This window comes from Leminorella richardii (assembly GCF_900478135.1).
Classification (GTDB): Bacteria; Pseudomonadota; Gammaproteobacteria; order Enterobacterales; family Enterobacteriaceae; genus Leminorella; species Leminorella richardii.
In genome coordinates this window covers 2,414,086-2,435,458 of record NZ_LS483470.1, presented here as the reverse complement: position 1 = coordinate 2,435,458, position 21,373 = coordinate 2,414,086, and the positions used below count along the sequence as shown (strand labels likewise).

20 protein-coding genes and 2 pseudogenes are annotated in these 21,373 nt (G+C 52.1%); 10 read left to right on the top strand and 12 right to left on the bottom strand.

Translation table 11 applies throughout. The features are described 5' to 3' along the window. Positions 1 to 40: 40 nt before the first annotated feature. From DQM29_RS11220 to tesA, 3 genes are all read right to left on the bottom strand, one after another. Complete coding sequence (locus DQM29_RS11220; RefSeq protein WP_111740771.1) at positions 41 to 895, bottom strand: co-chaperone YbbN; 855 nt, start codon at positions 893 to 895, stop codon at positions 41 to 43. Between the two features lie 117 nt (positions 896 to 1,012). Continuing rightward, complete coding sequence (locus DQM29_RS11215) at positions 1,013 to 1,789, bottom strand: SDR family oxidoreductase (RefSeq protein WP_111740770.1); 777 nt, start codon at positions 1,787 to 1,789, stop codon at positions 1,013 to 1,015. A gap of 19 nt (positions 1,790 to 1,808) precedes the next feature. After that, a complete protein-coding gene (gene tesA / locus DQM29_RS11210) occupies positions 1,809 to 2,468 on the bottom strand; it encodes a multifunctional acyl-CoA thioesterase I/protease I/lysophospholipase L1 (protein WP_111740769.1) in 660 nt (219 codons plus the stop codon). Here tesA and ybbA point away from each other — a divergent pair. Both ybbA and ybbP read left to right on the top strand, forming a co-directional pair. Next, complete coding sequence (ybbA, locus tag DQM29_RS11205) at positions 2,436 to 3,122, top strand: putative ABC transporter ATP-binding protein YbbA (RefSeq protein WP_111740768.1); 687 nt, start codon at positions 2,436 to 2,438, stop codon at positions 3,120 to 3,122. The genes tesA and ybbA overlap by 33 nt on opposite strands. Further along, a pseudogene (gene ybbP / locus DQM29_RS11200) lies at positions 3,119 to 5,555 on the top strand (putative ABC transporter permease subunit YbbP). Before ybbA ends, ybbP begins: the two are co-directional and overlap by 4 nt. 97 nt (positions 5,556 to 5,652) lie before the next feature. Here the strand turns inward: ybbP and DQM29_RS11195 are convergent. The 4 genes from DQM29_RS11195 to DQM29_RS11180 all read right to left on the bottom strand — a co-directional run bounded on the left by DQM29_RS11195 (position 5,653) and on the right by DQM29_RS11180 (position 6,929). Next, entirely contained in the window at positions 5,653 to 5,949 is a 297-nt protein-coding gene (locus tag DQM29_RS11195) for a type II toxin-antitoxin system RelE/ParE family toxin (RefSeq protein ID WP_111740767.1), read from the bottom strand. After that, complete coding sequence (locus DQM29_RS11190; protein WP_111740766.1) at positions 5,942 to 6,184, bottom strand: type II toxin-antitoxin system ParD family antitoxin; 243 nt, start codon at positions 6,182 to 6,184, stop codon at positions 5,942 to 5,944. The genes DQM29_RS11195 and DQM29_RS11190 overlap by 8 nt, the downstream gene beginning before the upstream one ends. A 233-nt stretch (positions 6,185 to 6,417) precedes the next feature. After that, the gene (locus DQM29_RS18615; RefSeq protein ID WP_338418320.1) at positions 6,418 to 6,522 is read right to left on the bottom strand and encodes a type II toxin-antitoxin system YafQ family toxin; all 105 of its coding nucleotides are present in this window, start codon (positions 6,520 to 6,522) and stop codon (positions 6,418 to 6,420) included. 170 nt (positions 6,523 to 6,692) lie between these two features. Next, positions 6,693 to 6,929, bottom strand: a complete 237-nt coding sequence (locus DQM29_RS11180) for a type II toxin-antitoxin system RelB/DinJ family antitoxin (protein ID WP_111740765.1) — start codon at positions 6,927 to 6,929, stop codon at positions 6,693 to 6,695. 400 nt (positions 6,930 to 7,329) lie between these two features. On the opposite strand from DQM29_RS11180, the gene DQM29_RS11175 reads away from it, so the two are divergent. The 3 genes from DQM29_RS11175 to DQM29_RS11165 all read left to right on the top strand — a co-directional run bounded on the left by DQM29_RS11175 (position 7,330) and on the right by DQM29_RS11165 (position 9,526). Beyond that, the gene (locus DQM29_RS11175) at positions 7,330 to 8,226 is read left to right on the top strand and encodes a DUF4261 domain-containing protein (RefSeq protein ID WP_111740764.1); all 897 of its coding nucleotides are present in this window, start codon (positions 7,330 to 7,332) and stop codon (positions 8,224 to 8,226) included. A gap of 62 nt (positions 8,227 to 8,288) precedes the next feature. Beyond that, the gene (locus DQM29_RS11170) at positions 8,289 to 8,747 is read left to right on the top strand and encodes a hypothetical protein (RefSeq protein WP_111740763.1); all 459 of its coding nucleotides are present in this window, start codon (positions 8,289 to 8,291) and stop codon (positions 8,745 to 8,747) included. A 41-nt stretch (positions 8,748 to 8,788) separates the two neighbouring features. Beyond that, entirely contained in the window at positions 8,789 to 9,526 is a 738-nt protein-coding gene (locus DQM29_RS11165) for a phosphodiester glycosidase family protein (protein ID WP_111740762.1), read from the top strand. Between the two features lie 31 nt (positions 9,527 to 9,557). On the opposite strand, the pseudogene purK reads toward DQM29_RS11165, so the two are convergent. The 5 genes and pseudogenes from purK to DQM29_RS11140 all read right to left on the bottom strand — a co-directional run bounded on the left by purK (position 9,558) and on the right by DQM29_RS11140 (position 13,324). Then, positions 9,558 to 10,635: pseudogene (gene purK / locus DQM29_RS11160) on the bottom strand (5-(carboxyamino)imidazole ribonucleotide synthase). Then, positions 10,632 to 11,141: a 5-(carboxyamino)imidazole ribonucleotide mutase gene (purE, locus tag DQM29_RS11155; protein ID WP_111740761.1), complete on the bottom strand. Its 510-nt coding sequence runs from the start codon at positions 11,139 to 11,141 to the stop codon at positions 10,632 to 10,634. The pseudogene purK and the gene purE overlap by 4 nt, the downstream one beginning before the upstream one ends. Before the next feature lie 129 nt (positions 11,142 to 11,270). Beyond that, positions 11,271 to 11,996, bottom strand: a complete 726-nt coding sequence (gene lpxH / locus DQM29_RS11150) for a UDP-2,3-diacylglucosamine diphosphatase (RefSeq protein WP_111740760.1) — start codon at positions 11,994 to 11,996, stop codon at positions 11,271 to 11,273. Between the two features lie 17 nt (positions 11,997 to 12,013). After that, positions 12,014 to 12,508, bottom strand: coding sequence for a peptidylprolyl isomerase B (ppiB, locus tag DQM29_RS11145; protein ID WP_111740759.1), 495 nt, complete (start codon positions 12,506 to 12,508; stop codon positions 12,014 to 12,016). Positions 12,509 to 12,616: 108 nt separating this feature from the next. Next, positions 12,617 to 13,324, bottom strand: coding sequence for an IclR family transcriptional regulator (locus tag DQM29_RS11140; protein WP_111740758.1), 708 nt, complete (start codon positions 13,322 to 13,324; stop codon positions 12,617 to 12,619). A 298-nt stretch (positions 13,325 to 13,622) separates the two neighbouring features. On the opposite strand from DQM29_RS11140, the gene DQM29_RS11135 reads away from it, so the two are divergent. The 5 genes from DQM29_RS11135 to DQM29_RS11115 all read left to right on the top strand — a co-directional run bounded on the left by DQM29_RS11135 (position 13,623) and on the right by DQM29_RS11115 (position 21,372). Beyond that, complete coding sequence (locus DQM29_RS11135) at positions 13,623 to 15,956, top strand: molybdopterin-containing oxidoreductase family protein (RefSeq protein ID WP_111740757.1); 2,334 nt, start codon at positions 13,623 to 13,625, stop codon at positions 15,954 to 15,956. A 2-nt stretch (positions 15,957 to 15,958) separates the two neighbouring features. Further along, positions 15,959 to 16,513 carry a 4Fe-4S dicluster domain-containing protein gene (locus DQM29_RS11130; RefSeq protein WP_111740756.1) on the top strand — a complete coding sequence of 185 codons (555 nt, stop codon included), beginning with the start codon at positions 15,959 to 15,961 and terminating at the stop codon, positions 16,511 to 16,513. A 4-nt stretch (positions 16,514 to 16,517) separates the two neighbouring features. Then, the gene (locus tag DQM29_RS11125) at positions 16,518 to 17,387 is read left to right on the top strand and encodes a dimethyl sulfoxide reductase anchor subunit family protein (protein WP_111740755.1); all 870 of its coding nucleotides are present in this window, start codon (positions 16,518 to 16,520) and stop codon (positions 17,385 to 17,387) included. Between the two features lie 195 nt (positions 17,388 to 17,582). Continuing rightward, positions 17,583 to 18,971 carry a cysteine--tRNA ligase gene (gene cysS / locus DQM29_RS11120; RefSeq protein WP_111740754.1) on the top strand — a complete coding sequence of 463 codons (1,389 nt, stop codon included), beginning with the start codon at positions 17,583 to 17,585 and terminating at the stop codon, positions 18,969 to 18,971. Between the two features lie 88 nt (positions 18,972 to 19,059). Continuing rightward, positions 19,060 to 21,372, top strand: coding sequence for a hypothetical protein (locus DQM29_RS11115; protein WP_197708819.1), 2,313 nt, complete (start codon positions 19,060 to 19,062; stop codon positions 21,370 to 21,372). The last annotated feature ends 1 nt before the right edge of the window (position 21,373 follow it).

Sequence of the window (21,373 nt, the reverse complement as noted above, 5' to 3'; positions counted from 1 at the left end):
CTTCAGCGCCCTTGGTTTTTGTCTTGTGTATGAGTCGCTCTTAGTACAACAGCGAATACATCTGACGGCGGAACTTGGACGCCAGCGCGTCGCCGGTGCCCAGTGCAGCCAGAATATCCATCATGGTCTTTTTCGCGTCGCCGTCGGCGGCGGTGAGATCCCGCTTGAGGTGGCCCATCAGCAGCTCTAGCGCCTCTTCATTACGGCCTACGGTATGCAGCTGTAGAGCCAGCTGAACTGCCAGTTTGGCGTTATCTGGTTCCGCATCAACCTGCTTTTGCAACTGCTGAATTTCCGGCGTATCGGCGGCCTGTTTTAGCAGTTCAATCTGGGCGATCAGCCCCTGATAGCGCGTGTCGCGATCCTGAAGTGGTATAGCGGAAAGAACCGTTTCTGCCTCTTCGCTGCGGTTCAGGGCGATTTGAGTTTCTGCCAGCAGCATGGCAATGTCACTGCGCTTTTGATCGAGCTGCCAGGCTTCTTTCAATAAAGGAAGGGCATCAATAAAGCGGCCTTCCTGCATCAGGTCTTGCGCTTCGGCGGCCTTTAGCTCTTCCTCTTTGGGAAGAACGCGGTCGAGCAGGGCGCGAACGGCCTCTTCAGGCTGTGGCCCTTGGAAACCGTCTACCGGTTGGCCGTCTTTAAACAGATAAACGGTTGGAATGGCGCGGATGCCAAACTGTGCAGCGACCATCGGCTGGCTGTCGCAGTCGATTTTGGCAAGAATAAACTTACCGCCGTACTCGGCGCTGAGCTTGGTCAGTACGGGCTCTAAAACCTGACAGTGCTGACTGCGAGGAGACCAGAAGTAAAACAGCAGCGGCGTCTGTGAAGACTGTTCCAATAACTGTTGGAAGTTAGACTCATTGACGTCAATAACGAAGTTCGCTGGCATGTGGCACTCTCTTTTAAACGTTTGTTTATTTTGTAGCTATATCGTAGCTGTCGTATCTGTCGTAGCTATCAACGATATATGGCTTTCAGCTGTATTTTTCAAGACTGTTGCTGAAGTCTATCCCTTATTTTTTAAGATGATGTCCATCAGCCTGTCGGGCAGCAGGCGTTTACAAATTGCCATTGCCGTAGTGACAAGAGTTACCCGGTAACGGATTTTTGCGCGAGGGCTTTCCAGCGCGTGACGAATGGCAGGCAGCAGCGCTTCCGGCGGCAGGGTAAAGCGTCGGGCAATGGAGGGGTTCTCCACAGGCTTATCCTGCTGGGTTTGATTGACGTTGTGGGTAAACGAAGTGCTGATGGGCCCCGGCTCAATCAGGCTAACCTGAATGCCGCTGCCGTAAAGCTCAAGGCGCAGCGCGTCTGACCACGCCTCCAGCGCATACTTGCTGGCGGCATACAGCCCTCTGCCGGGGGTAGAAATAATGCCCATCACCGAACTGGTTTGGATAATGCGCCCTTCACCCTGAGCCAGCATGGCGGGCAAAAGCAGCTGGGTCAGCTCGTGGGCGCCGAACAGATTGGTGGAGAACTGGCGTTCAAACTGCGGGCGAGTAATGGTATTTAAGCGCCCGTAAATGCCGAAGCCGCCGTTGTTGAACAGGCCATAGATCTTACCCTCTGTGAGTCTGAGCGCTTCGGCAGCCGCCTCATGAACGCTGTCACTGTCGTCCAAATCAAGCCTGATGGTTTCAAACCCCAGCTGCTGAAGGCGCTCGATGTCTTCTGGCTTGCGGCAGGTAGCGATCACACGATAGCCGCGCTGTTTTAAATCGTTGGCAACCACCAACCCGATGCCGCTGGAACAGCCGGTAATCAATACTGCCTTTTGCATAACTTTACCTTTCCGTGACTTAGCTCTGTTTCGACTGTGCTGTAGACTGGGAACTTATGTATGGAGCCAACGCTTTTTCCATAAAGTCGGCAATAAACGGCTGGGCTTCTGCGGTAGGATGAAGCCCATCGGACTGCATCCATTCCGGTTTGACCACCACGTCTTCCATAAAATAGGGCAGCAGCGGCACGTTTTGTTCCTGCGCCAGTTTGGGATACATTGCCGTGAATGCATCGGTATAGCGTTTGCCGTAGTTAGGCGTGATGCGGATCTGCATCAACAGAGGCTGGGCGTTGGCCTGCTTGACAGTGGTAATGATTTGCGTGAGATCGCGCTCGATGTCTGCGGTTGGGAAGCCGCGCAGGCCGTCATTAGCGCCCAGCTCGATCAGCACCCAGCGGGGCTGATGTGTTTTGATAAGTTCAGGCAGGCGGGCTAAGCCCTGAGCCGCAGTGTCGCCGCTAATGCTGGCGTTAATAACGGTTGGCGCGCCGGGCTGCCCCTTCCAGCGTTCGGCTAGCTGGGTGGCCCAAGCCTGCTCAATAGGCAACCGGTAGCCTGCGCTCAGGCTATCCCCCAGAATAAGCAGCGTGTCCGCCGCCGCGACGCGCAAAGACGACAGCCCCAGCAACAAAAGGATTGGTAGATGTCTGAAAATTACGTTCTTGAAGTTCGTCATTTAAATAAGTCTGTTGGTGAAGGAGAGAACATGCTTAACATCCTCACCGGAGTTGAGCTGGTTGTCAATTCAGGACAGACGATCGCGCTTATCGGCGAGTCAGGTTCGGGGAAGTCAACACTGTTGGGCATTTTGGCAGGCCTAGACGACGGCACAAGCGGTGACGTTCGGCTTTTAGGGCACGACTTGCCAAATATGGACGAAGAGGCCAGAGCTGCTCTGCGAGCGAAAGACGTGGGCTTTGTTTTTCAATCTTTTATGCTGGTGCCTACGCTAACAGCGTTGGAAAACGTTCAACTTCCTTCGCTGCTGCGTGGTGACGCTGAGCGCGACAGCAAAGTACAGGCACTGGCTCTGTTAGAGCAGCTAGGGCTTGGCAACCGAGCCGGTCATTTACCGGCTCAGCTGTCAGGCGGTGAACAGCAGAGGGTCGCTATTGCTAGGGCGTTTATCAGTCGGCCGACCATTCTGTTTGCTGACGAGCCAACCGGTAACCTCGATCGCCAGACGGGTGTAAAAATTGCCGATCTGCTGTTTTCTCTCAATCGAGATTTCGCCACAACGCTGGTGCTGGTTACTCACGATGAAACGCTGGCGGCTCGCTGTCAGCGCCAGCTGCGCCTTCGTGACGGTAAGCTTTGGGAGGCGGCATGATTTGGCGCTGGTTCTGGCGCGAGTGGCGTTCGCCGTCGCTGCTGATTGTCTGGCTTTCTTTAACTCTGGCAGTGGCCTGCGTATTGGCGCTGGGGCGCGTCAGCGATCGTATGGATCAGGGGGCTGAGTCAGCAAAGCAGGGACTTTATTGCCGCTGACCGTGTGTTAACGGCCAGCAGCCCGATTGATGATGCCTGGCTGAAGAAAGCTCAAGAAGAGGGGCTGGTTGTCAGCCGACAGCTGTCGTTTATGACAATGGCCTATGCCAACGATGCGCCTCTGCTTTCTTCGGTAAAGGCCGTTGATGGGAACTATCCGCTGTACGGCAGTTTGGATACGCTGCCGCCTCAACAAAAGCCGCAGCCGGGTACGGCGCTGGTCGCTCCACGGTTGATGGCTCTGCTGGGATTAAAAAACGGCGATCGGCTGGAAGTGGGGGACACTATACTCACCGTTAACGGTGAGGTGATTCAGGAGCCGGACTCGGGGTTTAATCCGTTCCAAACCGCGCCGCGCATTCTCATTCACTATCAGGACATCGAAAAAACCGGCGCTGTGCAGCCGGGCAGTCGCTTAACCTATCGCTATCTGTTTGCGGGTTCTACGGACGCGCTCGACCGCTTTGGTGAGTTTATTACGCCACAGCTTCGTCCCGATCAGCGGTGGTTCGGTACTGAACAGTCCGGTACGGCGGTAGGCAAGTCTTTACAGCGCGCGCAAAATTTCCTCTTACTGTCGGCGGTGCTGACCCTGCTGCTGGCGGTTGCTGCGGTAGCTGTGTCGATGGGGCACTACTGCCGCAGTCGGTACAGTCTGGTGGCGGTGCTTAAGACGCTAGGCGCGGGGCGTAAAGCGCTGCGCAGGCTGATTATCGGTCAGTGGCTGTCAGTGCTGGCGCTGGCGGGGGTGGTTGGCAGCCTGATTGGCATTCTGTTTGAACAGGGGCTCATGGCGCTGATGGCGCCGCTGTTGCCGAAAGCGCTGCCGCCTGCCGGGCCGTGGCCGTGGCTGTGGAGCCTAGGCGCGCTGCTGACTATTTCTCTGATGGTGGGGCTTCGCCCTTACGTGCAGCTGCTGGCGACCCGGCCTTTACGCGTGCTGCGGGCCGACGCTATGTCCAACGTTTGGCCGCTGAAAGTTTACATTCCCGCCATGCTGGCGACCGTCATGGTGCTGTTAGCGCTGGTGGCCGGATTCGATTTGACCTGGTGGGGTATTTTATTCGGCATTATGGCGCTCTCTCTTCTGCTGGGTGTGTTTGGCTGGTGCAGCCTGCTTCTGCTGCGTCGGTTGACGCTCAAAGGGCTAGCGGCGCGGTTGGCGGTAAATCGCCTGCTGCGGCAGCCGTGGGTGACGACGGCTCAGCTTTCTGCCTTTTCTTTCTCGTTTATGCTGTTGGCGTTGCTTATCGTTCTGAGGGGCGATCTGTTAGACCGTTGGCGGCAGCAGGTTCCGCCAGACAGCCCTAACTATTTTCTGATGAACATGACAGAAGGACAATTACCTTCTCTCAAGCAGTTTCTTAGTGAGAAAGGCATTGAACCGGGGGAGTTCTATCCTATCGTTCGCGTTCGTTTGACCGGCATTAACCAGCAAAAGGCGACGGAAAGGGTTAAAGAGGACGATCCCGGGGGCGAGGCGGTTAATCGCGAGTTGAACTTGACTTGGTTACACGGGGATAAGACATCTCCTAACGTGGTGACCAAGGGAGTCTGGCCGCCGAAAAGTGGGGAAGTCTCTATCGATGCTGGGCTGGCCGATCGCTTAGGGCTAGATATCGGCGATAAGCTGACTTTTACCGGCGATACGCAGGAGTTCAGCGCGACGATCTCCAGCCTGCGCCGAGTAGACTGGGAAAGCCTGCGCCCTAACTTTTACTTTATCTTCCCTCAGGGAGCATTGGACTCTTTGCCTCAGACTTACTTGACTAGCTTCCGCTACCAGCAGGACGGCACGGCGCTGGTCGATCTGTATCGTACATATCCAACCTTAAGCCTGTTGGACATCGGCAGTATGCTTAAACAGGTGACGACCGTATTTCAACAGGTAGGACGTGCGCTAGAAGCGATGGTAGCGTTAGTGATCGTCTGCGGGGGATTGCTTCTGCTGGCGCAGGTTCAGGTTGGCATGCGGCAGCGGCGGCAGGAGCTGGTGGTTTACCGCACGCTGGGAGCAGGTAAAAAGCTGCTTAGGCGCACTCTGTGGAGTGAGTTTGCTCTACTGGGGCTGGCGGCTGGGATTGTCGCTGCGGTAGGCGCTGAGCTTTCTCTGTGGTGGCTACAGCGTACGCTGTTTGACTTCCCGTGGCAGCCAAACTTCACGATGTGGATCCTGCTTCCTGCGTTCTGTGCCGGGCTTTTGTCCCTGTGCGGTGGCTGGCTGGGAGTTCGCCTGCTGGGCGGCAAGGCGCTCTACCGGCGGTATCAGGAGTAGATAGGGAAAGAAAGGAGAGAAAACAGCGAGGTGTATTGTCTTTCTGTGGGCGATGCCGAGCTGTTTTCTGCCTGCGTCTACTACATCGAATGATGAGCTATTCCTCCGCAGAAAAGTGGATCAGTGGTTCCATCTGCTGATGCAGTATACGCAGTACAAAAACGTCATTCTTCCGAATCCGATAAAATATAGCGTGATGTCGATAGTCTACTCTACGGATTTCTTGATGAATATCCGGATAGGCACGTCCGATAAAGGGTGACTGCACGATTGACCCTAGGATGTTTTCTAAGGCGTTTGTATAGTCGTCGGCCTGGGCCGCACCGAATGCAGTTAGCGTGTATTCGTAAATGCTGGCAAAGTCAATAGCGGCCAGATGGGACAGCTTATACACTGTGCTTTTGCTTTATTTTAGCTGCGATTTCATGCAGTGTCATATTGCTCTCCCCACTCTGTTCTCCAGCAAGAACCGCTTTTCTTAATGCATCCATTTCAGATTCCTTTTGTTCCAAAAGACGAAGCGCTGAACGTACGACTTCGCTGGTTGAACCATAGCGACCGGAGGCGATCATGCGACTGATAAATTCATCCAACTGTTCACCGATAGTGATACTGGTCGTTCTTGGCATAGATCCTCCTGTGTTAATAAATAACACAACTATAGCATGATGTTTTATTCCCAGTCACTTATGAAAAACAGCCTATTTTTCTGATGTATCCGTATGCTGATTAAGCTTGTTTTTGTAAATATAGAGAGGAACGATAAAGCTGTAATTTATGTGGAACAAGAGCTGCGTTGAATTCTCTGGATAGAGATCGCAATAAACTTAAATTAAGATTTGGAGTAAGAGTCTCAGCGGAATTACATCTTAAATAACTTCGCGTGGCTGCCAACTCGATATAGAAGAAGCTCTTTTTCCGTTCGTTGGTAAATTAATAGAAGGTCGGGTTTTCCGTGGCACTCCAGATATCCGGCATAGTATCCTTTTAGTCGATGCTATTTATACCTGTATGGTAGCGGCGATCCTGTTACCAACAGCCTTAATACCGTGTTGATTGCCGTGATGGCTGAGATATCGTTTTGATAGCTCTTCATATCCCGTTTGAACGCTGCTGCATACCGAATTTTCAGCATGATTACTTAAAAATCCCCTTCCAAAATTCATCAACACTGGTGGCTCGTTCACCATGGCCGTCTTCCAGCTCATGAATAGCCGCTTGAGTAGTGGAGTTAGGAATCTGATTTGTTTTTGTCGCATGAGTTAATACGAGGCGAATAAAGCTGGACATGTCCAAGTTGTATTCATGTGCAGTTTTAGCGACGGCGGCCTTTAATTCTTCAGATACCCGAACTTTTAACATTGCACTGTTCATTATATTTTCTCCAATAGACTGTGTGTCTATTGTGGTCCTAATGGGGTGCGGTACAAGTTGGATAGTTGAATATTGCGCAGAAATTTTGCCATGAACATTTAAAAATACTCCTGCTATCGTGATGGAATAGCGAAAAAAATCAGATAGTTTTTGCCTTTCTTGCGGAGGCGACAGTACTGCGCTCACTGGGGTTGAGCAATAAGGAAATGGTGTTATTTGAAAGCAGATCGCAATGAATTTAATGCTGTAGTCAATTTTTCATAACGAATTGTGAATGAGCTACTTTCTTAAGAACGGCAAGCAAGAAGTAGTAACTCATGCGGGAGCAACTCTATATAATTGCCGCTGAGTTCACTTCATAGAGCCTGACGTACTCGGCAATGCTAACAAGGAGCGTTTAATGAGCATTCTTTCCCGTTTTTTTGGTCGTCGTGATAATAAAGACAATCAGCAGTCCTCGGATCTGGTAGCGAACCCTGATAGTGATAATGGCGTCAGCCTGCAGGTGGTATTTGGCAGCGAGCTTTCTATTGATGAAGGCAAACTTGAGCAAACACTACGCGGTTTTGATCCGTCAATGAAGCAGGCGAAGTGCCAGAGAGATCCCGAGCTTGGCGATTTCTTCGCACTGGTTGGCTGGGGAAAGCACGTTGTTCGCATGGTTGGCTTTAATGCTCCTTTCCCGGCAGAGCACTTGGAGAAGTGTGTTGCGCCTTCACACTATGGTGCAGACATGAAAGCAGATGTTCGCGCCAGCCAGAGCCATATTATTCTTTGGTACGCCGGTTACGACGATAGCGTTCTGGAGCAGTATGTCGCGCTAGCTCTAGTGGCTGGGGCGTTAGAGAACTGTGGGGCTCTGGCAGTATTGAATGAAAATGCCCATACCTCACTGCCTGCGGGCGTGCTGGGCGAAATGGCAGCAGAGAAATATGGGCTTAATATGCTGCGCTACGGCCTGCCGTTAACGATGCTGTTCTGCGGTTTTGTGAAATATGACGTTGAAGGTGTTGACGGCGTCTGGATGCGGACCTACGGTGCAAACGACTTCGGCCTGCCGGACTTTGCCGCGCTGGCGTCAGGGCACGACGAAGGGCAGAAATACAGCGACATCTTCAACGGCGTCTTGCGCTATCTGTTGGACAGCGGCGCAACAATGGCTGCGGGCCATACGATGGAGGTAGAAGGTGGGCTGGTGATGTCGCTGCGTGAGCCTCAAGAAAGCGAATACTTCTTGGACGGCCCCGGTACGGTACTGGTGGCGGAGCTGATTGATGCTAGGCTCATTGCTCGGTGAGTCGATCTTGAGTATGTCGTTACAATCGGATAGAGCTTGAGCCAACGTGGATGGGGCACGCCATGAAAATAATTTTGCCAATTATTGATGTACTTCGGTCTTTAATTGGCATTGTCTTTTTTTTAGTAGCGATACCAATCTATTGGATATATCGCCTATTCGTTTTATTTGCGCTGTTTGTCTACCATTTACCACGACTGCTGCACGAGCGCGAAAAAGAAAAGAGACATCAGAAAAATGAGCAGCCACTGCATAACGAGCTACCACCACAAACAGTGCTGCCAGCTCTCAACACGCTGAATGCTGAAGAGTTTCTTAGGCTGACAGAGCGTGATATTCAAGAAAAGCTCGGGGTGCATCCAGAAAAAAGCTGTTCGATGGATTGGGGAATGAGTGTAGCGAGGTGGTGCTGTGAAGATGGATACATAGAATGCTGGTTTCAGAGTGGGGAGTGTTATGATTGCTCATTCCGGCAAAGCGGTAATGAGATAGATCATGCCGTATATTCTGCAAAAAAGTGATGCTATCGACATGACTAAATCATAGGGATATTGCAATCATCATGACGTCGATATGGGTTCTAGCCACTCTAACACTATTATCTTTTAGCACTTTTGCCGCCGACAACTGCACGCTTTCCGATCCCTCCCTAACGCTGCAAACCTACACTCTCAAGCCTCAAACCGAGCAAGTAAAAATGTACTGGCAGAAAGAGAACGGCGAGGCCTATGGCTCTTTGCGTTCTTTGCTGGCAAGCATCGATAACGACGGGCGAGTGCAAATGGCGATGAACGGCGGCATATATGACAAGGAGTATGCACCTCTTGGCCTGTATGTGGAAAACGGTGAGCAAAAAGTGGGGCTGAACCTTGCTTCCGGCGGCGGCAACTTTTTTATTCGCCCCGGAGGGGTGTTTTACGTTAAGGGCAAGCGTTACGGTATCGCTCGGCTAAAGGCGTTTAAATCCCTCAAAGGGGTAGATTTTGCCGTACAGTCTGGGCCAATACTGATTGAGAATGGCGCGATTAATTCTCGCCTGAAGCCCAGCGTGGAATCGCACAAGATCCGTAACGGCGTTGGTATTACCGACAGCGGTGACGTAGTGTTTATGATGAGCCAGCAGGGGAGCAACTTTTATGATTTTGCCTGCTACGCGAAATCAAAGCTGAAGATCCGCCAAATGCTTTATCTGGACGGCACTATCTCTAAAATGTACCAGAAGGGAAAAGGCGTGCCCTGGCAGTATCATCCGTTTGTCACCATGATAACGGTAGAGAAGAAAGAGGGGCAAAAGCAGTAACCTCGCCGTTAAGCGAGGATACCGGGAAGGTTTATCCATTCTCTCTCAGCGTTGCTATCGTCCACTTGAGGCTGGACTGATAGGCATCATCGAGCATGGGCTTCATCTGGGTGAGGGAGTCGCAGAGCGATTCAACGCTGGTGTGATTCAGGTTCAAATGACCGACCTTGCGGCCAGGGCGCACCTCTTTATCGTACCAGTGCAGGTGAACCAACGGTAGCGATAGCCATTGGGAGTTCACGTCGGTGCCGATCAGGTTGATCATGACAGACAGGCTGTGGACGTCCGGCTGGGGCATTGGAAGGTCAAGGATTGCCCGCAGGTGAAGCTCAAACTGGCTGATAGAGGCGCCGTTCTGCGTCCAATGTCCGCTGTTATGAACGCGAGGAGCCAGTTCGTTAATCAGCAGGCTATCGCCAACAATAAAGCACTCCATGGCCATCACGCCGACATAATCCAGCGCGTTAAGAATAGCCGAGAGCATCGTTTCTGCCTGATGCTGTAGATGTGCATCAGAAGCGGGAATAGCCACACTGGCGCGCAAAATCCCTTCTTCATGCAGGTTATGAGTGAGCGGATAAAAGACGCACTCTCCACGATGGTTGCGCGCGCCGACAAGAGACGCTTCGCCGCGAAACGCAATCGCCTGTTCTACGATAGCTGCACCGTAGGCGTCCTGCGGTAGAGTGTTTACATCTTCTTTTCTTAACCGCCACTGGCCTCGGCCGTCGTAGCCGCCGACGCGGCGCTTGACGATGGCAAGCTCCCCGAGTGACTGAAAGACTTCTGGCCACTGCTCGTGTTTTTCCAGAGGCTGCCAGGGGGGACGTCGCCAGCTTTAGCGTATCCAATAGGCGCTTTTGCGTCAGGCGATCGGCAAGGAGGGGAAAAACGTCGCGATTAACGAAGCCCGGATGCCGTGCCAAGATTTCCGTCAGAGGCGTATCCGGCCAGCGCTCTATTTCGGCAGTAATCACTGCATGCTGGTAAGGGACGGCTTCGGGTTCGGCATCAAGCCCAACCGGGTAAACAGCGATCCCCAAGGGTTCTCCCGCCTGACGCAGCATGCGTCCAAGCTGACCGTTTCCTAATATGCAGACCGGCTTCATGGGTTCTCCCTGGGATCGGGGTTGTTCAGCACTTCGTCGGTTTGTGCCTGACGCCAGTCAGCAAGGCGGAGATGAATAGCGCTATCGTGAAGTGCCAGAATTTGTGCCGCCAGCAGAGCGGCATTAGCCGCTCCGGCTTTACCGATAGCTAGCGTGCCAACGGGAATGCCGCGCGGCATTTGAACGATAGAGTAGAGGCTATCTATGCCGCTGAGCGCTGCACTTTGAACCGGCACACCGAGTACCGGGACAAGCGTCTTAGCGGCCAGCATACCCGGCAGGTGAGCTGCACCGCCCGCACCGGCAATAATGACGTCAAAGCCGTTTTCTTTTGCGCTTTCAGCGAAGCTAAACAGCTTGTCCGGCGTGCGGTGTGCGGAGACGACTTCGGTATGAAACGGGATGTCTAACGCGGTCAGGATTTCTGCGGCAAACTGCATCGTTGCCCAGTCGCTTTTGGAACCCATCACAATGGCGATTTTGGCCTTGGCGGCGCTGGCTGGCATAGGGGGAACGCTCCTAAAATCGTGCGGGAGTAAACATAATAGTCTCTTTCAGGGGCGCAAGCATATCATGCCGACGAGGCAAGGGAAACGTTTGCGTTTTCTCGGTTCGGGTAAATGCTGGTGGAAAAACTACAGTGGGAAGCTGGTAAGATCGATGCTGCCGTCGGGAAAAGCATATAGTGCGGAGCCCTGAGAGTGCCAGGCGCCAAGCACTACGCGTTCAGAGAGTTTTCCCTTAATAGTCATGTCGTGAATAGCCGGGCGGTGAGTGTGCCCGTGAACCATGTGAACAACATCGTACTTTTTCATTTCACTAATTACGGCCAGCGAGTTAACGTCCATCATGACCTGAGATTTGGTCTGGTTACTCATAGTGCTTTGGCTGCGCAGTCGGTTGGCTATCTTAAGGCGAAGGAAAAGCGGAAGACACAGAAAGGCGCGTTGAATAAACCGGTTATGCATATAGCGCCGAAACCGTAAATAGCTTGGGTCATCCGTGCAGAGCGTGTCGCCGTGGAGAATAAGGGTTTGAGTGCCGTAAACGTCAATCACCTGTTTCTCGGGAAGCAGCGTCATTTTACAGCGATCGGCATAGCGTTTGCCGAGGAGAAAGTCGCGGTTGCCGTGAATAAAATAGCAGGGGACACCGCGATCGTGCAGCGCTGACAACGCTTGAGCAACCTGCTCGTGCAGCTCGCTCGGGTCGTCATCGCCAATCCAGAATTCAAACAGATCGCCGAGAATATACAGCGCGCTGGCGTTTGCCGCATCGCGCTGTAAGAACGCAAGAAAACCGGCAGTAATTGCCGGTTCAGCTTCGCTTAAATGAAGATCGGCGATAAACAGAACTGTCATCGAAAGTGGATAGTGACTTATTCGCTGACGGTAACGCTGTTGATAACGACGTCTTCAACCGGAACGTCCTGATGCATACCGCTGCGCCCGGTTTTAACCTGCTTGATGCTGTCTACAATGTCCATGCCTTCAACAACTTCGGCAAAAACGCAGTAGCCCCAGCCGTCCATGCTTTCAGAACGAAAGTTCAGGAAGTCATTGTCGACGACGTTAATAAAAAACTGTGCGGTAGCAGAATGGGGGGCAGAGGTGCGAGCCATGGCCAGCGTGCCGCGCTTGTTTTTTAAGCCGTTATTGGCTTCATTTTTGATGGTGGCCTTTGTCTCTTTCTGAACCATGCCGGGTTCAAAGCCGCCGCCCTGAATCATAAAGCCGTTGATCACGCGGTGAAATACAGTGTTGTTATAAAAACCGCTGCGGCAGTAGTCCAGAAAGTTAGCGGCGGTGACCGGCGCTTCGTTGCTGAACAGTTTGATCGCGATATCGCCGTGGTTGGTATGAAGAGTAATCATTGAATATCCTAAGCCTGGTTAGAGTACATCGTGCGGTATTGTATATGAAGGCCGTAGCGGCTGCACTATCGTATTTCTTGAGGTGCTTTTCCCGCATCGGCAGTGTTTCTAGTTTATATGAATACCTTTTATCGCATTGAGCAGGCGCTCGGCAAGGCGCTGCATTTCACTGCGATCGTCGGGCAAAATACCCATAATTACAGCTGACCCTAGGAGTTTTTTCGCCGTATTGAAGATTGGGCAGGCAATAGCGCGAGCGCCGGGGATACCCTCCGTTTCACTTAAGCGCATTGAGTACCCTAGCTGCAGGATATGCGCTTTTTCTTCAGCATCAATGATTGCTTGATGTTTAAAGCGCTCTGAAAACGTCAGAAATATTTTACCCGCCGCACTGTTGGCTAATGGCAGTGGCGTATTGTCTTTATAGTCCAGCTCAATATTTTTATTACTGCGGTTGTAGTGAGTTAGCGTTGGCACATCGTTAACGATAACGGCTAGGCCAGTAGAAATGTTGAGCTCGTCTCTCAGCTGACACAGCGCATTGTTGATTGTAATGATGAGTCCGTTTTGCGACTTGGCCTCTTCTCCTAAAAGAGAGAGCTTGTTGCCCAGAGAATAGAGGCTGGTTTCTGGATCCTGATAGATAAGCTGGCTTCGACACAGCGAAACCAGATATTTGTGCAGTCGACTTTTCGACAGCCCTGACAGCCGGGCAATGTCGATAGCCCTTGCGGAAGCGCCGAGTTCAGCGATGGCATCCAGCACGGTAACCGCGATTTCGACAGAGTTCACGCCTTGAGTCTGGGTTTCTGACATGCATTTAAGCCTTAAGGAATCGAGTGAATAGTGGCATAGCCTAACACCTCTTTTTATTCCTGACTATCTTCTTGTTATTCAAGGTATACCTCGTTAATTAGCTGATTTAAATCTATTTCATCTTTTTTGTACGCTTAAATCTGCAACATCTCGGTGACACTTATTTGGTACTAAATTGACCTCGATCAGTACACCATAAGTTAACCATGGTTTACTTATGGTGTCTTATTTGATCTGTAAGACCCATAATCATCGATGTGAGCAAGATGACAAAAACAAGAACGTGGTGAGGAATATCATGAAAAAATTATCGGAGATCAGAATGAGGCGCCGGACCCTGCTGAAAGGGCTCGGCGTGATTGGTCTGGCATCCCTGTCTCCCTGTGCGTTTTCGCAGGCCAGTGAGGACAAGAAGCCACTGCCGGTTGTTCGCCTTAAGCTGGGTGACTACCAGACATTCAGATCGACCTGCGCAATGGAATGTCTGCACTGCAATCTGACTGCCTACGTGCATCAGGGCGAGCTGAAGAAGATCGAGGCCAGCAAAGACTTTAACGTCAAGTGCTGCCTGCGGGGCATGAGTCGCACCAAGTGGGTATCTCACCCTCTGCGGGTAAAAACGCCGATGCTGAGAATAGGTGAGAAAGGTGAAGGAAAGTTCAAGCCCATTACATGGGATGAAGCGCTCGATCTGATAGAAAAAAATATTCGCGACACCATTGCCAGCCACGGCAACAAGGGCATGTTGATTTCGGCCGCCTCGGGCAACATGGACTCTATCAAAAACGATATGGGGAAAGCCTTTTTCGACTACCTAGGCGGTTCAACGAAGCAGGCTGGATCGCTATGCTGTGCAGCCGTTACGGCGGCAATGATACCGATGCTTGGGCTGAGATATGCCGATACCCGTGACACCATTGCCGATAGCCGCTATATCCTCTGCTGGGGTAACAACCCGGCGGTAACGATGCAGGCCTACTTTAAAGAATACTTAAAGGCACAGGCTAGCGGGGCGAGGCTGGTTGTCATCGATCCTCGTTACAGTGAAACGGCAGCTAAGGCCGACGAGTGGATCCCGATTGTTCCCGGTACGGACACTGCGCTAGCGCTCGGCATGATTAAAATCATTATGGATGAGGCGCTTTACGACGCTGACTATCTGCGTCAACACACCGGTGCACCCTATCTGGTGGATGCTGATAAAAAGCAAAAGCGAGAAAGTGCTGAGGATAAAGAAAGCTATCTTGTCTACGATACGGCAAGTCAGCGTCTTGTTCGTCACGATGTGCCAGGCATCGTACCTGCATTAACTCAGGCAGAGCTGCCTGCTAACGCCGATTACACCACTGTATTTGAACTGATGCGTGCTGAAGCGCAGCCGTGGGATGTGGCAAAAGTTGAAGCCGAAACAGACGTACCTGCCGCGACAGTGCTGCGTTTAGCTCGGGAATACGCTAACAACAAGCCGTCAATGATCGTGCAGAACATGTCCGGCGCACAGCGTACGGAGTTTGGTACCTACGTGGCCGCCAGCCAGTTCTATCTGGCGCTTCTGACCGGTAATGTTGGCAAAGCCGGTGGCGGTGTGTGTGATGCCGGTGGCGTTCGTCAGATGGCTAAAATTAATGCGCCAGTCCCGCCTGCACCCAATGCCGAAAAGATCCCTTCTATTCCCGTCGCCAAGCTAGGGGACTGGATTGTTAATGAACGCCCGCATCCGATCAATTTCTGGTGGATTATGACGCTGAGTGCTGTCACTCAGCTGCCTAACACCAATATGGTCAAAAAGGCATTGAAGAAGGTGCCCTTTGTGGTGGTGGCTGACAACTTGATGACCTCTACGGCGATGTATGCCGATCTGGTATTGCCCGTAACGACCATTTTTGAGGACGTCAGCCTGATGGCCGGCGTGCGCAGTCACTATATCCAACTGATGGAAAAAGCCGTTGAACCAGTGGGCGAGGCTAAACCTGACTACTGGATCTTTGCCCGTCTGGCGGAGCGCTTTGGCTTCGGTGAAGTGTTTAATCAGCCGATCGAGCACTACATTGAAAACTGTCTGAAGGGCACCGGCGTCACCATTGAGCAGTTGAAAAAAGGCCCGGTAAAGCCTGTTGAGGCACCGTGGATACCCTTTAAGGACGGCGTTTTCCGTACTCCGACCAAAAAAGCACACTTCTTTATTGAAGAGTGGCAGAAAAAGAACTTCTCGCCCATCGTGACCTATATGCAGGTGAAAGAGTCGCCCAAGGGCTCGCCAGAGCTGGCGCAGAAATATCCACTGATGGCGGTTCAGCGCAAGCTGGCGCGCAGCATTCACTCTAGCCACGGCATGAATGAATGGATCTTGGAAATACAGCGCAATCAGCCCAATGTGCTGATCCATCCTGACGATGCGGCGAAGCGCAATATTCAAAACGGCGAGTGGGCGGTTGCCTTCAACGACCGGGGAGAGCATCGCGCTATCGCTATCGTTACGCGCCAAATCAAGCGCGGCGTTGTTTGTCTGGACAACGGCTGGTGGGAACAGCAGGGTGGCAGCAGCAGTCATGTCACTAACGACTATTCCGAAATATTAAGTACTGGGCACTGCTGTAACAGCACCCTGGTTGACGTCAGGGCGGAGGCATAATCATGGTTAGACAGTATGGATTTCTCGTGGATATGCGCGGCTGCTACGGCTGTAAAACCTGTTCGATGGCCTGTAAATCGGAAAACGTCACGCCACCCGGAGTGCAGTGGCGAAAGGTTAGAGAGTTCAGCTCTGACGATCCGAACAGCATCGCCTATATCTCTATGTCCTGTAACCACTGTGACGACCCTCAGTGTTTGAAGGTATGTCCGGCAAGTACCTACACCAAGCGGCCTGACGGCATCGTGGTGCAGGATCACGAAAAGTGTATCGGCTGCCGGATGTGCATTATGGCCTGCCCATACAACGCGCCGGTGTTTGACCCAGTTGAGGGTAAGACCAGCAAGTGCAATATGTGCGCGGAGCGTTTAGATGAGGGGCTAATGCCTCGCTGCGTGGAGTCCTGCCCGGCTGGCGTTCTGCAGTTTGGCGACATTGATGAGCTGCGCCGTCGCCACAGTGCCGATCTGTCGCGTATTGAAACGCGCTATAAGCTGCCGGACCATCGCATCAGCGGCCCGAATATCGTCATCATTCCCGCAGGCGATAAGGAGTAACGCCATGTCTGAATATGAACTTCCTTTGGTTTTCTTTACCGTGCTCTGCCAGTGGGCCGTGGGCACAATCGTTGCCATCACGGTGCTTGTTTACCTTCAGCCAGCGTGGCTGACGGATGAACGGCGCTTCGCCTGCCTGCGAAAGCTTGCTGTCGGCGTATTTATTGTTAACGCTATTGGTTCTCTGTTGTCGCTTTTGCACTTGGGGACGCCAACCGGCGCCTATCGCGCCATTTTGGGCATCGAGCACTCGTGGCTTAGCCGCGAAGTGGTGGCTTTTTTCCTGCTGAATGCGGTCGCGTTTTTTTGGACAGTAGCCTTTGTGTTTCTCGGCCGTCGACAGGCGCTGCTTAAAGGGCTTAGCCTGCTGACTTCTTTCGTGGGGATTGCCGCTGTTTTGGTATCAGCACAGGTTTACTATCAGATGAGCAGCCACCCGATGTGGCACTCTGTAATGACTCACTTGAGCTTTATCGCGACTGCGATGCTGCTGGGCTTTGTGACATTGAGTCTGGTAATAAGCGTTCGTAACGCCGTCAGCAGTGAGGAGAGCGGCGCGCTGCCGGGCCTTTTACCGTGCGGTATTCTGCTGGGGGCTGCGGCGCTGCTGGTGGTTATTCTGTGGTACGGCCAAGGGCTAGTACGACAGGATCAGCTGATGCAGAGCGCAATAGTTATCTTTAGTTCAGGGCTGTTTGGCTGGCTGATTTTTGGCGGCGTACTGACGGGAAGCGCGCTGGCATTTTATCTGCTGCGTAAACCTACACTGTCAACGGCGACTGGCGGCATTCTGATGCTGGTGGTGCTTTCTGCTGCGGTATGCGGTCGGATGCTGTTCTACTACGGCGTGATGAGCCAGTCTCCCTGGTTTTAGCGTTTTCTGACGTGAATGATTAAGCCGCTGCGCACTGTGTTCAGCGGCTTTTGTTTTTATGCATCGTTCGAGATCTTGGCCTTTCTCTTGCAAAGGTCTTTTAATCAGGTTTCAATATGTTGATTAACGCCCTGACGATTAACGTTTGTACGGGCGGCTTCGTTTAACCACACAACACAGAATAACGGTTACCCCATGCTAAAGATTTTTAACACCCTGAGCAGACAGAAAGAGGAATTCAAGCCTATTCACCCCGGTAAAGTGGGGATGTACGTGTGTGGGGTAACGATTTACGATCTGTGTCATATCGGCCACGGTAGAACCTTCGTCGCGTTTGACGTTGTGGCTCGCTATCTGCGCTTTGCAGGGTACGATCTGACCTATGTGCGCAACGTGACTGACGTTGACGACAAAATTATTCGCCGCGCGGCAGAAAATAAAGAGAGCTGCGACCAGCTGACGGCGCGCATGCTGGCGGAGATGCACGCTGACTTCGACGCGTTGAATATCCTTCGCCCCGATCTGGAGCCGCGGGCAACTCACCATATTAAAGAAATTATCGAGCTGGTGGAGCTACTGCTGGCGCGCAATCACGCCTACGTGGCAGACAGCGGCGATGTGATGTTTGCCGTGGATACCGATCCGGACTACGGGCTGCTGTCTCGTCAAGATCTGGAGCAGCTGCAGGCCGGGGCTCGCGTTGAAGTGGCTGACGTTAAGCGCAATCCCATGGACTTCGTGCTGTGGAAGATGTCTAAACCGGGCGAGCCAAACTGGGAATCGCCCTGGGGGCCGGGTCGCCCTGGTTGGCACATTGAGTGCTCTGCGATGAACGGTAAGCAGCTGGGTGAACACTTTGATATTCACGGCGGCGGCTCTGACCTGATGTTCCCTCACCACGAAAACGAAATTGCCCAGTCTACCTGCGCCCATGATGGACCGTACGTGAACTACTGGATGCACTCCGGCATGGTGATGATCGACAGGGAGAAAATGTCTAAATCTCTGGGCAACTTCTTTACCATTCGCGACGTGCTTAAGCACTACGATGCGGAAACCGTGCGCTACTTTTTGATGTCAGGCCACTATCGTAGCCAGCTTAACTACAGCGAAGAAAACCTGAAACAGGCCAGAGCGGCACTTGAGCGCTTCTATACTGCGCTGCGCGGTACTGACGAGTCTGTTGCGGCACAGGGCAATACGGAGTACGAGTCGCGTTTTCGCGAAGCGATGGACGACGACTTTAATACTCCAGAGGCCTATTCCGTGCTGTTTGACATGGCGCGGGAAGTGAACCGCTTAAAGGCTGAAGACGCAGCAGTGGCAAACCAGCTGGCGGCGGAACTGCGCCGGATTGCTCGCGTTTTGGGACTGCTGGAACAGGAGCCAGAGGCGTTTTTGCAGGGCGCCTCTCAGTCCGGTGACGACGATGAAGTGGCTGAAATTGAATCCTTGATTAAACAGCGCAATGACGCCAGACACGCAAAAGACTGGGCCGCTGCCGATGCAGCGCGCAATCGCCTGACGGAGATGGGTATCGTGCTGGAAGACGGCGCGGGCGGCACAACTTGGCGACGTAAGTAGATAAAACGCCGTCGGTTACGCAATGCTTGGCTAATGGCCTCTGACGCCCGCGCGTTCAGAGGCTTTTTTTCGCGAAAGAGGCGAGATCATGAAAAAATATCTTAACGCAGCGCTGTTTGCACTGTTGCTGTCAGGATGCGACGGAGAGAGCCAGCCTAAAGACGGTGACTACCTGATTGACGACATCCGCGTGGAGTTCGACAACAGTAACGAGAAAGACGACGCCGAAGGGCGAATGTCTCTCCAGCAAGGGATCGCCGAGAGTATTGGTAAGGTCAAAGACGATATCTATTTCCATATCACGCCAGCGGAAGTGTCTTACTACACGGTTGACGGCAAGCGTATCGAGAGCGTTAAGGACGGTCGGATACAGATAAACGACGGCTGGGTTACGGTAAAAACGGACGGAAAGGGCGTTATCCAGCTGGTGTCGGACAAGGAGATGACCTGCGGCTTTTATGACTGCGTTATCACCATGACGCTGAAAAGTGTGGATGAAAAAACGCCCGAGCTAGTGTCAATGAAGCAGCGCTTTGAGCAGCAGGAAAAGGCCTATCAAGAGAGACTGCTTAAAGAAAAAGAGACTTTTAACCGCGCACCGATGAAGGATTTTCCCGGTATCCTATTTTCTCCCTACGGGCGCTTTAACATTAAACTTCCCGTTGATGTATACGACACGCTCAGCCTGAGAAATTCAGGGATTTATGTGCGCAAAATGGAAGGATTACTGATCGACCTGAATAATGAAGATACGTCTATCTACCGGTTCAACAACAGGCAAAATAATATTAACGCTGAGCTGTTTGTCGTCAGTGCGAAAAAAAACGATTTTAATCTGACTTCATGGCTGTCCCGCCAAAGTGACGTGCTGTTTCAGTCCGAGAACGGTGCGGTGTATTACAATCAGCATGGTGCTATGGAAGTATTTTACTTTCAATATGATGAGTCAATTCAACGCTACTTTATCGGTCTGGCAAACGTGCAAACGGTAGAGGCCGCGGTACAGGTCTTTTCTATCTTGCGCACGATGGATGAGCGCTACCGCGGTAAGAACGTTGTGACGATGGACGATCTGTCGCTTTCTCAATCCGCGCTGGAAAAAAAGTATCAGGCCAAAGTGAGTGACTATTTTAACGTTGCGGATGTTCATCAGGCGATTTGGCAAAGCGTCGACCAGATTTTGGAAAAGCCCTATCGCTTTATCGAGCGGGGCGATTCCATGACGTCAGTGCGGGTAAAATACCCGTCAGAAACGTTTGAGAAGAGTGTTTATATTGAGCTTTATGGGCAACCTATCGCGAAATTAACTGCTGATTCACAAAAGCGCAATCCTAAGGGCAAGCTAGTAGGGAACGTTTTTACCTATGGCGATGAGGAGGGTAAGGACTACGACTACTATGTGGACGTGGGCGATGGGTTAACGCTGAAGCTTACGGTACCCTACGAGTCAGGTAATGTCTTAGAAAGGATGCTGTTTCTGCACGTTTTTAGGCAGCTCGATTTGACTAAGTTTCCGGTGATTTCGCCAGAAGAGCGGAAAAACCTGTTTAAGTATAGCCAGAAGCGTTATGCCAGCAGCGAGCCAGACGACCGTCACTTTGCGCTGTATGAGGGGCTGATTGATAGGCAGGGCAACCTGATTGTTGCAAATCCTAAAGACGGCTATTTTGAGTTTAGCGAAACGCCGCCCTTTATTGTTGGTACCAAGTGGAAGCAAATAAACCAGCAGGGAACTTACCGCAGGACGCCGGAAGGATTTATCTTTGATGAAAACGGCAAGCTGCTGCTTCATACGGCGGCGTTTGAAGAGATTGTCGAACAGCATTTGGCTATTGCGGGCGATAAAGGGAAATTAGGGATTTACGACCTGAAGGCTCAGAAGTGGCTGCTGGCGCCGTCGCACAGTCAGCTGTCTTGGAAAGACGGCGTGTTTCTCGCTTCCGATATAAAAGAAGTAGAGTCTGGGGGCATCACATCAGTCGATTATCTGCGCGACTATCTGTTTGATAAAGAAGGGCGACTATTAGCCCAAGGGAAAAGAATCGAGGAAGTTAACGGGAGAAACCGTCTCATTGTCGCGAGTGAAAGTGGAAGCGTTAGCCTAATTGATAGGCAAGGGAACGTGCTGTTTAGCCACCAAGGCAGCGAGCTTCAGTATATTCCCGACATTGACGCCTATGCGCTTACTCTCGGTGATTACGACAGTAAGGAGCGAAAGCTTGGTATCGTCAGTGAGATGGGGGAAACCATCATTCCGATGGAGTATGAACACTACCGCGTTGTCGAAGGGTATTTGCAGCTGTGGTCAATGGACTTCAAACAGTCGACGCTGTTTGAGCTGGACAAGGTGCGCCACTGGCGGGAAAACCAGCCGCTGAAGGGCGAACCGTTGACCCAGTAGC